Origin of the sequence: Microbacterium testaceum (genome assembly GCF_001476655.1) — a bacterium.
Classification (GTDB): Bacteria; Actinomycetota; Actinomycetes; order Actinomycetales; family Microbacteriaceae; genus Microbacterium; species Microbacterium testaceum_C.
Map to the genome: position 1 here is coordinate 18,742 of NZ_LDRT01000122.1, position 14,318 is coordinate 33,059.

At 72.6% G+C, this 14,318-nt stretch carries 15 protein-coding genes; 10 read left to right on the plus strand and 5 right to left on the minus strand.

Features of this window, described 5'->3' with window-relative positions:
• Positions 1-77: 77 nt before the first annotated feature.
• From NS220_RS15120 to hemE, 5 genes are all read right to left on the minus strand, one after another.
• Positions 78-356, minus strand: a complete 279-nt coding sequence (locus NS220_RS15120) for a hypothetical protein (RefSeq protein WP_081323208.1) — start codon at positions 354-356, stop codon at positions 78-80.
• The gene (locus NS220_RS15125) at positions 346-756 is read right to left on the minus strand and encodes a phage holin family protein (protein ID WP_058624851.1); all 411 of its coding nucleotides are present in this window, start codon (positions 754-756) and stop codon (positions 346-348) included. Before NS220_RS15125 ends, NS220_RS15120 begins: the two co-directional genes overlap by 11 nt.
• Positions 757-759: 3 nt before the next feature.
• A complete protein-coding gene (locus tag NS220_RS15130) occupies positions 760-1,161 on the minus strand; it encodes a hypothetical protein (RefSeq protein WP_058624852.1) in 402 nt (133 codons plus the stop codon).
• A gap of 110 nt (positions 1,162-1,271) precedes the next feature.
• On the minus strand, positions 1,272-2,792 hold the full coding sequence (gene hemG, locus NS220_RS15135; protein ID WP_058624853.1) for a protoporphyrinogen oxidase: 1,521 nt from the start codon (positions 2,790-2,792) through the stop codon (positions 1,272-1,274).
• Entirely contained in the window at positions 2,789-3,829 is a 1,041-nt protein-coding gene (gene hemE / locus NS220_RS15140; protein ID WP_081323209.1) for a uroporphyrinogen decarboxylase, read from the minus strand. The genes hemG and hemE overlap by 4 nt, the downstream gene beginning before the upstream one ends.
• Positions 3,830-3,929: 100 nt before the next feature.
• On the opposite strand from hemE, the gene NS220_RS15145 reads away from it, so the two are divergent.
• From NS220_RS15145 to eccCa, 10 genes are all read left to right on the plus strand, one after another.
• Positions 3,930-5,258, plus strand: a complete 1,329-nt coding sequence (locus NS220_RS15145) for a glutamyl-tRNA reductase (RefSeq protein WP_058624855.1) — start codon at positions 3,930-3,932, stop codon at positions 5,256-5,258.
• A 52-nt stretch (positions 5,259-5,310) separates the two neighbouring features.
• A complete protein-coding gene (locus tag NS220_RS15150; protein WP_153004324.1) occupies positions 5,311-5,607 on the plus strand; it encodes a hypothetical protein in 297 nt (98 codons plus the stop codon).
• A gap of 28 nt (positions 5,608-5,635) precedes the next feature.
• Positions 5,636-6,211: an HhH-GPD-type base excision DNA repair protein gene (locus NS220_RS15155; protein ID WP_058624857.1), complete on the plus strand. Its 576-nt coding sequence runs from the start codon at positions 5,636-5,638 to the stop codon at positions 6,209-6,211.
• Between the two features lie 121 nt (positions 6,212-6,332).
• Positions 6,333-6,665, plus strand: a complete 333-nt coding sequence (locus NS220_RS15160) for a hypothetical protein (RefSeq protein ID WP_013584946.1) — start codon at positions 6,333-6,335, stop codon at positions 6,663-6,665.
• A gap of 17 nt (positions 6,666-6,682) precedes the next feature.
• On the plus strand, positions 6,683-6,994 hold the full coding sequence (locus NS220_RS15165) for a pore-forming ESAT-6 family protein (RefSeq protein WP_013584945.1): 312 nt from the start codon (positions 6,683-6,685) through the stop codon (positions 6,992-6,994).
• Between the two features lie 133 nt (positions 6,995-7,127).
• Positions 7,128-7,904, plus strand: coding sequence for an FHA domain-containing protein (locus tag NS220_RS15170; RefSeq protein WP_058624858.1), 777 nt, complete (start codon positions 7,128-7,130; stop codon positions 7,902-7,904).
• On the plus strand, positions 7,904-8,179 hold the full coding sequence (locus NS220_RS15175) for a hypothetical protein (protein ID WP_058624859.1): 276 nt from the start codon (positions 7,904-7,906) through the stop codon (positions 8,177-8,179). The genes NS220_RS15170 and NS220_RS15175 overlap by 1 nt, the downstream gene beginning before the upstream one ends.
• Positions 8,176-9,525 carry an EsaB/YukD family protein gene (locus NS220_RS15180; RefSeq protein WP_058624860.1) on the plus strand — a complete coding sequence of 450 codons (1,350 nt, stop codon included), beginning with the start codon at positions 8,176-8,178 and terminating at the stop codon, positions 9,523-9,525. Before NS220_RS15175 ends, NS220_RS15180 begins: the two co-directional genes overlap by 4 nt.
• Complete coding sequence (locus tag NS220_RS15185) at positions 9,522-10,319, plus strand: hypothetical protein (protein WP_058624861.1); 798 nt, start codon at positions 9,522-9,524, stop codon at positions 10,317-10,319. Before NS220_RS15180 ends, NS220_RS15185 begins: the two co-directional genes overlap by 4 nt.
• A partial coding sequence (gene eccCa / locus NS220_RS15190; RefSeq protein WP_081323211.1) for a type VII secretion protein EccCa occupies positions 10,316-14,318 on the plus strand: 4,003 nt, incomplete at its 3' end. The genes NS220_RS15185 and eccCa, both read left to right, overlap by 4 nt.

Below are 14,318 nucleotides of genomic sequence, written 5' to 3' on the forward strand. Positions count from 1 at the left end.
CGGCGTCCCCCCGGCATCCGGAGACCGCACGACGAAGCGGCCCGCACCCCACCGGGGACGGGCCGCTTCGTGAGAACTCAGCGCGTGTACGCGCGGACGATGCCCCAGACGGCGAAACCGACGAGACCGGCGACACCGGCCACGAGTGCGGCCGCCGCGGCCGGGTTGCGCTGCGCGCTCTGGCGCACGTCGCGAATCTTCTGGTCCACCGCTTCACTCGCACGGCGCGGGATGTTCGCCTTCTCTTCGAGGGCGGCCAGTGCCGCCTTCAGCTCGGCGCGCGCCGACTGCACCGGGTCGGTGATGCCCAGCGGCACCGCGGTGCGGGGAACGGGGACGGGACGCTCAATACTCACTGCCGGCCTCCTTCACGATGCGGACGTCTTCGGCGATCGCCTCACCGGGGTTCTCGCGGTTCGACAGCTTCTTGAACCGCATCCAGCCGAGCAGGGCGAGCACCGCGGTGATGAGGATCATCACGCCGAACACGATCAGCGCCGCGGCCCACACCTGCAGCCACAGCGACAGCAGGGCGATCACGAACGCGAAGAACACCGGAACGGCCCAGAAGACCACGATCAGGGCACCGACGAACCAGCCCGCACCGATCCCGGCGTCTTTCGCCGTGCGCTGTGCCCAGGCCTTCGCTCCGTTGATCTCGGCGATGACGAGGTTGCGGACGAGCTCGGGGATGTCGCCGATCAGCGTGAAGAGGCTGTCGTCGGAACGATCGCGGAAGCCGCGAGGAGTGGTCATGCCTCAGCTCCCGGACGAGGTGGAGCCGCTCTTGGCCGCCCGAGCGCGCGTGGTCGCGGTCTTCTCCGCCTGCTTCGCGTCGTCGACGGAGTCCTCGACCACGTCGGCGACCTCGGATGCCGACTGCTGGGCCGCGCGGCCGGCGCGCTCCGCACGCTCCGAGACGCTGCCCGAGTGAGCCGCGGCGCCGGTGACCGACTTCGCGCCCTTCCAGACCACGCCGGGCACGGACTTCAGAGCCGAGACGCCGAACGCCTTGACCTTCTCGACCTGTCCCTGGACGACAGGCTGCTCCCAGACCTTCTCGGCCTGCGCCTTGATCTGCTCGTACCGCTCGCGTCCTGCGCGTGCGCCGAGCACGTAGCCCGCCACGAGTCCGACGACGAGTGCTGCTTTGCCCCTCATGGGGTCTCCTCACGCTCGATCGAGTGCTGGTCGACTCTCACGATAGTCACGTATTCCGATTCCGGCATCCGGCCTTGACAGACCCGGTCATCTCCGCGAGTGCTCGGGGATCACGAGTGCCAGAGGGCCGCGCTGCGGACACGGTCCGCCTCGGCGCGCGCGTCGGGGATCACCTGGGCGAGTCCGGTGCCGGCGACCCAGGCTCCCGTCACGCCGAGACCCGAGACCGCGTGCACCGCACCACGCGCTGCGGCGGTCTCGGCGGCGCGGCCCATCGTGGCCGCGGGTTGCGACTGCACGTAGCGCACGCGGCGGGAGGCACGGAGAGCGGATGCCGGCAAGTCGACGCCGAGCATCGCTTCCGCCTCCGAGAGGGCGAGGCGGGCTGCCGCGTCGTCGTCGAGCTCGGCGGTGGCGGGCTCTTCGCCCTGGGCACCGAACGAGACCCGGACGACGTGCACGCCGGGGGGAGTGGCATCCCGAACCCAGTCCCACTTGGCCGTCGAATGCGTGAGGGCCTTGGCCACGTGGCTGCCGGGCACGGTGAGCACTCCGGTTCCGCGCGGAGCCGCGTCGAGGACGGGGGCGTCGACGACGAGCGTGACCACCTCGACCACCGGGGCGACGGGGTCGCCCCCCTCGAGAGCGGGCACCACCGGGGCCAGGAGGGCGCGCGCGGGACCCTCCGGGAGCGCGACGATCACGGCATCCGCGGCGATCGGGTCGGCCTCGCCCGAGACCGTGACCGTCCAGCCCGCGCCGGCGGCGAGGATCGCCTCGACCGAGACTCCCGTGCGCAGCTCGACGCCGAGCTCCACGAGCTGAGCCACCAGGGCGTCGACCAGGCGCGACATCCCCCCCGCGATGCCCTGAACCGCTCCGCCGGGGGCGGGCCGGCGCGCGGCGTCCGCGGCAACCGGGATGTCGGAGGCCGGCACATCCGAGGCCGGGGCGTCGGCGGGTTTCGCGGCCGGGCGACTGAGGCGCAGCTCGGCGACCGCGCCCGAGAGGGAGCCCGTCCGGGTGAGGGCGGCGTTGAGCCCCGGCGCGGCGAGGTCGACGTCGATGTCGTCCGGGCGCGCGGAGTACACCCCGCTCGTGACCGGGGCGACAAGTCGGTCGAGCACGCGCGCGCCCATGCGGGTCCGCACGAGGGTGCCGAGGCTGCGCTGGTGACCGATCGTCAGCGGCGGGCGGAGGCGATCCAGGTACGCGCGCCACGTCCCGCTCCAGCCGATGATGCGGCGGACGTCGGGGGCGAAGGGATTGTCCGGGATGCCGAGCACCCCGCCCTTCGGGAGGGGAGCCGCCCCGACGCCCGGTACTCCCGCGACCCAGGCGCCGGCGGGGTTCGGGGAGACGACGGCGTCGGCGAGGCCGAGCTCGTCCAGGAGAGCGCTCACGACGCCGCCGCGGGTCGCGAAGCTCTCGGCGCCGACGTCGAGGACGAGGCCCCCGACCTCCGCCGAGCGGACGACCCCGCCGAACGCGTCGGACGCCTCGAGCACGGTGACGCGCAGCCCCACCTTCGCGCACTCCCACGCGGCGACGAGGCCTGCGATCCCGCCGCCCGCGACGACGACGTGCCTCTCGGACGCCTGGCGGGCGAGGCGGTCGAGCGGCTCGCTCATGCGCGCGCCTCGCCGTGCGCGTGGGCGACGATCCGGGTGAGCACCTCGGGATCGGTGTCGGGCGGGACGCCGTGCCCGAGGTTGAGGATGTGGGCGCGGGCCGCGCGTCCGCGCGCGAGCACATCGTCGACGTGGGCTTCGAGGACGGGCCAGGGGGCTCCGAGCAGCGCCGGGTCGAGGTTGCCCTGGAGCGTCACGTCGGGCCCGACGAGGGCGGCGGCTTCGTCCAGCGGCATCCGCCAGTCGACACCGACCGCGTCGGCGAGCCCGCCCAGGCGCATGTCGTCGAGGAACGCGCCGGTCCCGACGCCGAAGTGGATGCGGGGCACCTCGATGCCCTCGAGCGCCGCTCGCGAGTGCGGGGCGATGAATTCGCGGAACGTCGCCGGCGACAGGGATCCCGCCCACGAGTCGAACAGCTGCACCGCTTGGGCCCCGCCGTCGATCTGCGCGTCGAGGAAGGCGCGGGAGACGCGCGAGAGCCACCCCGCCAGACGATGCCACGACGCGGGGTCGGCGTGCATCATGCCGCGCGCCCGCAGGTGCTCCTTCGATGGGCCTCCCTCGACGAGATAGGCCGCGAGGGTGAAGGGCGCCCCGGCGAACCCGATCAGGGGTACGCCGTCGTCGAGCTCAGAGGTGACGAGGCGGGCGGCCTCGCGCACCGGCTCCGCCGCCGCGGCGACGTCGTCGGGATCGATCGCCGTGATGCGCGCGACGTCGTCGGCGGTGCGCACCGGATCGGCGAAGACCGGGCCGCGGCCCGGTTCGATCACGACATCGACGCCGGCGAGACGCAGCGGCACGACGATGTCGCTGAAGAAGATGGCGGCATCCACGTTGTGCCGACGGATGGGCTGCAGCGTGATCTCGGCCGCGAGGTGCGGGGTGAGGCACGCGTCGAGCATGCGGGTCCCCACGCGCAGCTCGCGGTACTCGGGAAGCGAGCGCCCCGCCTGCCGCATGAACCAGACGGGCTGCCGTTCGGGACGGTCGCCGCGAAGGGCACGGAGAAGGGGGGCATCGGGGGTGGCCATGGCATCCATTCTCCCATTCGGCACAGGGCCGAACAGGGGATGCCTCGATGTCGAGCGGCCGCCTGGGCGAGGGGTCGAGACCCGGGCGTAGAATGGGCGGGTGCTGCTGTGCGTCAGCGCGAGTCACAAGACCGCGTCCTTCGAGCTCCTCGAGCGACTCAGCGTACCCCGCACCCCGGTCGCCCCCCTGATCACCGAGCACGGCGAGTGCGTGCAGGGAGCCGTCGTCGTCGCGACCTGCAACCGCTTCGAGGCCTACATCGACATGGACGAGCCGGTCACCGCCGGTGTCGCCCTCGGCGTCGAGGCGACGCTCGCCGCGATCGAGGCCGCCACGGGCGTGCCCGCCCGCGAGCTCGAGGGCTCCTACACCGTGCTCGGCGGCAGCGAGGTCGCGGAGCACCTGTTCGCCGTGGCATCCGGACTCGAATCCGTCGTCATCGGCGAGGGCGAGATCGCCGGTCAGGTGCGCCGCGCGCTGACCGAGTCGCGCCAGCAGGGCAGCACCTCGGCCGAGCTCGAGCGCCTGTTCCAGCGCGCGTCCGAAGCGCAGCGGGGCGTGAAGAACTCGACCGCGATCGGCCGCGCCGGACGCTCGCTCGTGCGCCTCGGCCTCGAGCTCGCGAGCAGCCGCATCGCCGACTGGTCGACCCAGCGCGTTCTCCTGGTCGGCACGGGCGCGTACGCCGCCGCCACCGTCGCCGCCCTGCGCGACCAGGGCGCCGAAGACATCTCGGTGCACTCCCCCTCGGGCCGCGCCGCCAAGTTCGCCGCGAAGCACGGCCTGCGCGCGGTGTCGGCCGAGACCTTCCCCACGGCCGTCGTGCACGCCGACCTCGTCATCACCTGCACGACGAGCGAGAACCACGTCGTGAGCGCGGCCACCTACGCCGCGGGCCGCACCGCCGTCGAGGCCGCCGCCCCCGCTGCGGGAGGCTGCCCGGTCGACCACTCCGGCCGGCGCCTCGTGATCGACCTCGGCCTCCCCCGCAACGTCGACCCCGACGTCGCCACCGTGCCCGGCGTCGACCTGCTCGACCTCGAGACGATCCGCCTGCACGCCCCGCTCGAGGAGCTCCAGGCGACGGATGCCGCGCGCGACCTCGTCCGCGATGCCGCACGTCGCTTCGTGACGGTGGGCGAACGCAAGAACATCACCCCCGCGGTCGTCGCCCTGCGCGCGCACGTCTTCGGCGTGCTCGACGCCGAGGTGGCTCGCGTCCGCGCCCGCGGCGACGAGGGCGGGCAGACCGAGCAGGCCCTGCGCCACCTGGTCGGCGTGCTGCTGCACACCCCGACCACCCGCGCGCACGAACTCGCCGAGACCGGCCGCGCCGACGAGTACGTCGACGCCCTGTCGGCCCTGTTCGGCATCGAGGTCGCCGATTCCGCAACCTCCGCCGAGCGCCCGGTCGCCGACGCGGGCTGACGCGCGGGCGCCGATCACCGACGCGTCCGCCCCGTCGGGCAGGATGGATGCCATGAGCACCCCCGCATCCGAGGTGTACCGCGTCGCCGGTGAGAAGCGCTCCGGCAACGGCCTGCGCTGGGCGGCGACCGTCGTCATGGGATTGTTCGACGCCGGCACCGATGCCCCCTCGGTGAGCGAGGTCGTGATCCGTCGGGTCGACGGCTCGCTGGTGAAGCGCCTTCCGGCGGGAGACGTCGAGCACTTCGAGAAGCAGCTCACCGAGGTCACCGCCGACCTGGACGCCCTGGATGCCGTGCCCTTCGCACGGAAGTGGATCGCCGAGCCCGAAGAAGACCAGGCGGAGTGATCGGGGCGGCCCGCGCGAGAATGGACGCATGAGCCTTCGCATCACGGATGACCCGGCCGCCGACGACCTGCTCTCGAGCAATCCGCTCGCTCTGCTGATCGGGATGCTCCTCGACCAGCAGGTCGCCATGGAGACCGCGTTCGCCGGCCCGCTGAAGATCCAGGAACGCACCGGATCGATGGATGCCGCGACCATCGCGCACGAGGACCCCGAGGCCTTCGCCGCCGCCTTCGCGCAGACGCCCGCGGTGCACCGCTATCCGGGGTCGATGGCCACGCGCGTGCAGGCCCTCTGCGCCGCGATCGAGCAGGACTGGGGCGGGGATGCCGCCGCGATCTGGACGCGGGACGACCCCGACGGGGCGACGGTGCTCAAGCGACTGAAGGCGCTTCCCGGTTTCGGCGAGCAGAAGGCCAAGATCTTCCTCGCGCTCCTCGGCAAGCAACGCGGATTCACGGGCGCCGGGTGGCGCGACGCCGCCGCCCCATACGGGGAGGACGGATCGTTCCGCTCGGTCGCCGACATCACCAGTCCCGAGTCACTGACCAAGGTGCGCGAGTTCAAGCGCGCGGCCAAGGCGGCGGCCCGCGAGAAGGCGTCCTGACTCCTCCTGCACAAGATGAGGGTTTGGGGAGAGTCCTGTGCAACGGCTTCCCTGCCCGCACCGACGTGATTAATGTCGTCACGTTCGTCATTCCCGTTTCACGACCGAAGGGTGGTCTCTCGTGAAGTTCGCAATGGGCTCCAGCACACTGGGTGTGCTGAGCAAGGCAACATCGGGCTCGAGCGACGAGCTTTCTCTGCTCGTCCGTCAGCTCTTCGAGGCCGCTGAGCCTCTCGAAGGACAGTTCCAGGGTGCCGGACGCGCGGCCTTCGACCGTTTCAAGTCCCGCACCGACGAGATCTCGGCCGAGCTCAAGCTGTCGCTCGACGGCGTGCTCACCGGCATCACCGGCATGGATCGCTCGTTCCAAGAGGGTGAGTCGGCGATGGTCGACGAGACCACGAGCCTCGAGTCCGGATCGTCGTTCGACGCCGCGCGCTTCGGCGCCCGCTGAGAGAAGGAGACGTACGCATGGTGAACCAGGCAGATCGTCGCGACTACTCGGTCGCGGCCTCGCAGAACGCCCAAGACAACTTCAACCGCGTCGCGGCACAGCTCGAGGCGCTGATCGATCAGCGCGACAAAGACGTACAGGCCGCGATGGCCGACTACGCCGCCGACGGGGTCTCCGAGGACTACCACGGCAAGGAAGTGCGCTGGAAGAACGCCGCCGCCGAGGTCCGGGGAATCATCCAGACCCTGCGCTCCTCGCTCGAGCGCAACGACGAAGCCGCGCAGACGGCGCTGGGCAAGGCTCGCGCCGCCGTCGAATCCATCGGCTGAGTCGCACGACGGCGCCGGACGTTCGCGTCCGGCGCCGTCGTCGTGCCGGGAGGGCATTCCACACGCGCGTTCAAGCCCGCGGGGCAGGGTGAGGGACCCGAATAAGGTATTGGTCGATGTCCAGGGAGGCGGCATGACCACGAACGAGGCTTTGCGACTCGCCGACGTCGATCCGCTCGTGTTCACCGAACGAGCGAGCGCGCTCAAGGTCGTCGGCGCCGTGGCGCTCGATGTCGTGATGCCCCTCGCCGTCCTCGCCGCCGGTGTCGCGATCGCCGTCGCCGGGCTCCCGGCCGTCGGCGCGATCCTCGTGGTCATCGCCGTGGTCCTGCTCGGGGTGGCGACCTGGCAGCTCGGCCGCACCGGGCGAACGCTCGGAGCCACGACCGTCGACATCCGCGTCGTCCGTCGGTCGACGGGAGCCGCCGCGGGGAGCCGCGCTCTCCTCGCGCTCGTCAGCGGAGCGCTCGGCGCCTACGACCTCCGGCGCGGTCGCGACCCGTTCGCCCCCGCGATCGCCGCGTTCGCGTTCCCCGCGACGAACGAGGGGGCCGCGGCATCCGCACGCCCCCGTCGAGGAATGGTGCCCACGCTGTCCCTCGACTCGGGAGAGCGGCTGTCGCTCGACTCGGCGCTCGTGCTCGGGCGGGATCCGGTCGCGCCGCCCGACGCCCCCGCCCAGGTGTACCGGTGGGCCGACATGTCCCGCACTCTGTCGAAGTCGCACGTCCGCTTCGAGTGGGACGGCCGACAGGTGTGGGTCACCGACCTCGGCTCCACCAACGGCACCTTCGTGCGCGGCGCGGGGTCACCGACGCCCCTTCTGGCCCACCAGCGCACGCCCGTGCCCGGCAGCGTGACGCTGGAGATCGGCGACCGCGTCCTGACGATCCGAGAGGCAGGCCACTGATGCCCGACCAGCGCGACGCCGTGCTCATCGAGCAGGCGAAGATCCAGCGCATGCGCTTGGGGTCGGCACTCCTCTACGGCCACATCGGCGAACGTCGCACCGTCAACGATCACGCCAAACGGCTGATGGGCACCGTCGTCATCGCCGCGGTGGCGTGCGCGGCATGCGTCGGGGTGTCGTTCGTGTCGCAATTGCTGAGCGAGCGCGCGCAGGCCTCGTCGACCGTGCAGACCCCGACTTCCGTCCCGACCTCGACCGGAGCCCAGACCCCGTGAGCATCTACACCCGCGTCACCGTGGCGGGCGCGCAGCGCCGCGTCGAGGTCGTCGTCCCCAGCGCCGAACCCCTCGGGGCGGCTGTTCCGCGACTGCTCGACCTGCTGGGCGAGACCGCGGGCACGGTGGCGCGTCCGCTCGCCGTCGTCGCCCCCGACGGGGAGCAGATCGACATCGCTCTCACGCCGCAGCAGCTGGACCTCGTGGACGGGTCACTCGTGCGACTCGTGCGACTGGATGCTGCGCCTCCGCCGCCCGTGGTGATCGACGTCACCGACGCCGCCGCCGACGCGCACGACGCCCGCCCCGACCGGTGGAACGACCGCTCGCGAACCGTCGCGGGTTCGGTCGGTATCGCCGCCGCTTTCGCCCTCGCCGGGGGGATGGCCCCGTGGGGTGACCCGGCGACCGGGGCGTTCAGCCTTCTCGGCGTGGCCCTCTTCCTCCTCGGGGTGACCACGGCGCTCGGCCTCGGGGGCCTTCGCCGCCTCTCGGTCTGCGTGGCGTCGGCCGCCGCGGGCCTGGCCCTGCCGATCGGCGGCGCGACCGCGGCGGCGTTCGGAGCCGCACGGTATCCCGCCACGGCCGCGCTCGTCGCCGGGATCGCGGCCGTGATCGCCGTCGGCTCGACCGCCGTCGTCCTGGCCGTGGGCGTCGCGCACCGCCGACGCGGGGCCACCGCGGGCGGCGCGGTGGGTGCCGTGCTCGGCTCGCTCCTGCTGGCCCTCGTCCTCGCGCGCGTGGACGTCGTGGCGGCCGCGGCGATCACGGGGGTCGTCGCGGCCTTCGCGACCGGGCCTCTGCCGTGGATCGCGCTCTCGGCCGCCGGCCTCACCGATCTCGACCAGCGCGCCGCGGACGGGTCGCCCCCGACCCGCGCCCGCACCTTCGCCGCGATCGACGAGGCCTACGCGGCCCTGACGTGGAGCGTCGCGACCACCGCCGCGGTCATCGGAGTGACCGGTGTCGTGCTCGCACTCTCCGGCACCATCTGGACCGAACTGCTCGCCCTCGCCCTCTTCCTCGTCGCGGCGCTGCGCACGCGTGCGTTCCCGCTCCGCGCGCAGGGCTGGCTTCTGTGGGCCGCCGCGGGAGTCATCGCCGCAGCGGCGCTGACGATCCTGCTCTCGGGCGAGCGCGCCTGGATCGGCACGGCCGTGGCCGTCGTGGGCGCCGTCGTCATCGCCACCCTCGTGCTCGTCCGCCCCCGCCCGCACGTCCGCGCCCGCCTGCGCGGAGTGGGCAACGTGGTCGAGACCCTGGCCGTCATCTCCCTCCTTCCCCTGCTGGTCGGCGCCCTCGGGATCTACGCCGACCTGTTGGCGATGTTCGGCGGTCGCTCATGACGGTGCTCGATGCCCGCGCCCTGGCCACCGCGGTCTTCGGCAGCGGGGCGAACGGGCGCGTCGAACTGACCTCGTGGGATGCCGCGATCCGCGGCGGACTGTCGACGACCCGCCGCGTCGGCGTGCTGTCGCTGTCGCCGAACGCGGGAACCAGCACGATCGCCCACCAACTGACCCGCGCGATCGGTGCGCGTCGGAAGGATCCCGTGCTCGCCGTCGACGTCTCGGCCGGCGACGACGGCCTCGGTGCACGTCTCGGCGCCGCGCCCGCGGCCCCCGACGAGACACGTGCCGCTGCGCGCACCACGGCCGAGGCGCTGTCCGGCCTCGAGGTCGTCGACGGCGTCGTCGCTCTCCGTCCGCGCGACACCCGCACCGACGCGGTCGGCACCTGGCTCGCCGAGGCCGCGCCCATCACCCGCTTCTTCGATGTCGCGATCACGGACTTCGGGGTGCGGCATCCCCTCGCCGACCTCGCGGCGTGCGCGGCCCTCTGCGACGTCGTGTGCCTCGTCAGCGATGCCCGCCGCTCCCCGGCGGAGCATGCCCGCTCCGTGGTGGCGGCGATCGCCTCGCTCCCGGAGTCCCCCGACGTGACGCTCGCGCTCGTCGACCACGCCCGTGACGGCGACGCCGTCGCGCGCGCCCTCGGCCTCGACGCGGTGCATCCGGTGGTCGCGGTGCCGTTCGATCCGGGCCTGAAGGCGGGGGGCGATGCCCGCCGTTCGCTCACCCACCGCGCGCTCGTCCGTCTGGCCGCGACCCTGGTGCGAGCCGAGGAGAACGTCGCGTGAACGTCCGGATCGTCCACCGCCCCGCGCGGATCAGCGAACCCGTCGCGCCCGCGGATGACGTCGTCCTCGCTCCCCCGCCGCCCATCGGAGAGGGCCCGACCGGCTTCCCGCTGCAGTCGCTCCTGCCGATCGTCGGCAGCCTGTCGTCGATCACCATGATCGTGCTGCTGCGCAACAACCCGATCATGGTCGTGGTGGGAGCCGTCATCCTCGTCGTCGCCCTCGTCGGCGGTCTGGGCATGGCCTTCACCCAGCGGGGGAACGCCGCCCGCCAGCGGCGCGTGCAACGCGAGCGGTACCTCGACTACCTCGAGGAGACGCGCGAGAGAGTGCGCGAGAGCGCCGACCGGCAGCGCGACGCCGCCCTCGCCCTGAACCCTTCTCCGGGGACGCTCGTCGAGATCGGAGCCGATCCCGCTCGGCGGTGGGAGCGACGCCCCGGCGACGCGGACTTCCTGCGCGTGCGCATCGGGACGGGGGATCTGCGCGCGATCGAGGTCGCGCTTCCCGCGGAGCAGAACCCGGTGCAGCCCTTCGACCCGGTCATGCGCGAGTCGGCCGAGCGAATGGTGCGTCTCGCGGGCGTCGCCCAGGGGATGCCGGCCACCGTCGACCTCGAGCGCGGCGGGCACGTCTCGATCGTCGGCGACCGCGCCGACACGCTGAACGTGGCGCGCGCTCTCGTGGCGCAGATCGCGGCGTTCCACTCGCCCGACGACGTGCACATCGCCGCCGCCGTCGCCCCGCACCACCTCGACGACTGGCGCGGGCTCGACCTCGTTCCCCACCTGTCGTCGGACACGCCCCCGTCGGGTGCCGTCGCCGCCCGGCGCCTGGCCCCCACCCTCGACGATGTCCTGTCGCTGCTGAGCGCCGAGCTGCGGGACCGCGTCGCGACCGCCGCCGCCTCCCGGCGCGCGGGACGCCGCACGAAACCGGGCCGTCTGATCGTCTTCGTCGACGAGGGAGACGGCGAGGCGAGCGGGATGCCGCGCCTCGACGCAGCGCTCAGCCTCGCCGACCTCGGGATCACGGTCGTTCACGTGGTCGACGACCGGCTGAAGGAGCCGCCCACCGTCGGTGCCCGCGTGAGCATCACCGAGGGTGTCGCCACCGTCGAGACGCCGGGATCGGGCGAGGCGCCGGCCAGCGGCATCCGGATCGACGCCGTCTCGAGCGACGCTCTCGAGGTCATCGCGCGACCTCTCGCGGGGCTCCGCCTCACGCGCACATCCGCCGAGGACGCCGGCACCTCCCTCGCTCCCGATGTCACGCAGCTCCTGGGCGTCGCCGACGTGGATGCCATCGACGTGAAGGCCGCGTGGCAAGTCCGCAGTGCCGCCGAGTTCCTGCGGGTGCCGATCGGCGTCGACGACCGGGGCGGCCCGGTCCTGCTCGACCTGAAGGAGTCGGCGCAGCTCGGCATGGGACCGCACGGCATCTGCATCGGTGCGACCGGCTCGGGCAAGAGCGAGCTCCTGCGCACCCTCATCCTCGGGCTCGCCCTGACGCACTCCCCCGACGACCTCAGCATGATCCTCGTCGACTACAAGGGCGGGGCCGCGTTCGCGCCGTTCGCGCGTCTGCCGCACGTCGCGGGCATCATCGACAACCTCGCCGACGACCCCCAGCTCACCGAGCGCGCGCGGTCGAGCATCCAGGGCGAGGTCGTGCGTCGCCAGCGCCTGCTCAAGGACGCCGGGAACGCGGCATCCATCGGTCACTACCGCCAGATGCGTCGAGAACGACCCGATCTGCCGGCCCTGCCGCACCTGTTCCTCGTCATCGACGAGTTCGGCGAGCTGCTCACGGCCGAGCCCGACTTCGTCGAGCTGCTGCTGACGATCGGGCGCATCGGCCGCTCGATCGGCGTGCACCTGCTGCTGTCGAGCCAGCGCATCGAGGGCGGTCGCCTGCGCGGTCTCGACACGTATCTGTCGTACCGCATCGGCCTGCGCACGTTCTCGGAGGCGGAGTCGGCGGTCGTGCTCGACACTCCGGACGCGTTCCACCTGCCCGCCATCCCCGGCTTCGGGTTTCTGAAGGTCGACACGTCGGTCTACACGCGTTTCCGCGCCGGATACGTCTCGGGTCCGGTCCCCGACCCCGTCGAGGCAGGCCCCCGCCACGACGATGCGCCGCCGGTCCTCCCGCTGCCCGCGTACGACCTGCCCGACGAAGCGCTCGAGGCCGAGGAGTTCGACAGCGCCGAGCCCGAGACCCCGACGACGGGGCGCACGCTCGTTCAGGCCGCGACCCAGCGGCTCGCCCGCGGGGTCACCCGCACGAGACCCGTCTGGCTTCCCCCTCTGCCCCCGGTGCTCACCCTGGGCGGTGTCCTGCCGCAGGCCGACGGCGCCGGCACCCTGCGGGCCCCGATGGGCCTGCTCGACAACCCCTCGACGCAGACGCAGTCGCCCTGGATGCTCGATCTCACCCGCTCCGGTGGACACGTGTCGATCACGGGGGCGCCCCAATCCGGGCGCTCGATGTTCCTGCGCACGCTCGCGGCCTCCCTGTCGTTCACGCACTCCCCGCGCCAGGTCAGCATCTACGGCATGGACCTCACCGGCGGAGGCCTCGCGCGCATCGAGCCGTTCCCGCACGTGGGCGGCGTCGCCACGCGCGGTCACCGGGAACGCCTGACCCGGCTGCTCGAAGAGCTCACCGGCATGCTCGCCACGCGCGAGCGCGTGTTCCGCGATCAGGGACTCGACTCCCTCGCCGACATGCGTCGACAGCACGCACAGGGGCGGTTGCCCGAGCTTCCGAGCGCGGATGTCGTGCTGCTCGTCGACGGTCTCGGGGCGCTCCGTCAGGACTTCGACGACCTCGAGGCGCCGCTCGCCCAGCTTCTGGAGCGGGGCGGCAGCTTCGGCATCCATGTCGTCGTCGCCCTCTCGCGGTGGAACGAACTGCGCATGAACCTGCAGGGCCTGATCGGAACGCGCCTCGAACTCAAGCTCAACGATCCCGCGGACTCGCAGATCGCCCGCAAGCTCTCGACGACGCTCAAGGCGGACCAGCCCGGTCGCGTGCTCACCGATGACAAGCTGTTCGCCCAGGTGGCGCTGCCGCTGCTCGAAGAGGTCGACGACGGCGACACGGGCGAGGCGCTCGAACAGCTCGCCCGCGAGAGCGCGGCCCGATGGGGCGGCCAGGGCGCTGCTCCCATCCGACTGCTCCCCGAGGAGCTGTCGCCGGAGGGGCTCCCCGACGCGATCGATGAGCCGGATGCCGTGCCCCTGGGGCTTCGCCAAGACACGATGGAGCCCGTGCTGGTCGACATCGTCACGCGCGACCCGCACCTGCTCGTGCTCGGCGACAGCCACTGCGGGAAGACCACCGCTCTCCGCGGCATCGTGCGCGGGGCCATCGACCGGCACACCCCCGAGGAGCTCGTCATCGCCCTCATGGATGCCCGCGGCGAGCTGGTGTCCGAGGTGCCCGACGCCTATCTCGGCGGGCACGCGACCTCGGGACGCCAGGCACGCCTGCTGGCGGAGTCGATCGCCGTCGAGCTCGAGAAACGTCAGACCGACCGCGATGCGGGGCCCCGGATCCTCGTGATCGCCGATGACTTCGACATCCTCGCCGCCGGCGGAACCGAGCCTCTGCGCCCCCTCCTGCCCTACCTCGCGTCTTCGCGCGACCTGCGGCTGAACGTCGTGGTGAGCCGGCCCGTGGCCGGAGCCTCGCGCGCGATGTTCGATTCGGCGCTGCAGGGTATTCGCGACACCGGCGGTACCGCGTTGATCATGTCGGGCGACCGCTCGGAGGGCGCGATCCTGCCCAAGCTCTACGCCGAGCCGATGATCGCGGGCCGTGGACGCCTCGCGCGGCGCGGTGAGCGACCGACGCTCGTGCAGATCGCGAACTTCGTCGCGGCGGATCCGGATGCCGCGGGGGTGGCGGGGACACGGCAGGGTGCGATCGGCGAGACGCGCGCGGAGGGAGTCCTGCCACGCGAGTTCGGCGTCGAGCAGAGCAGCCTGACGC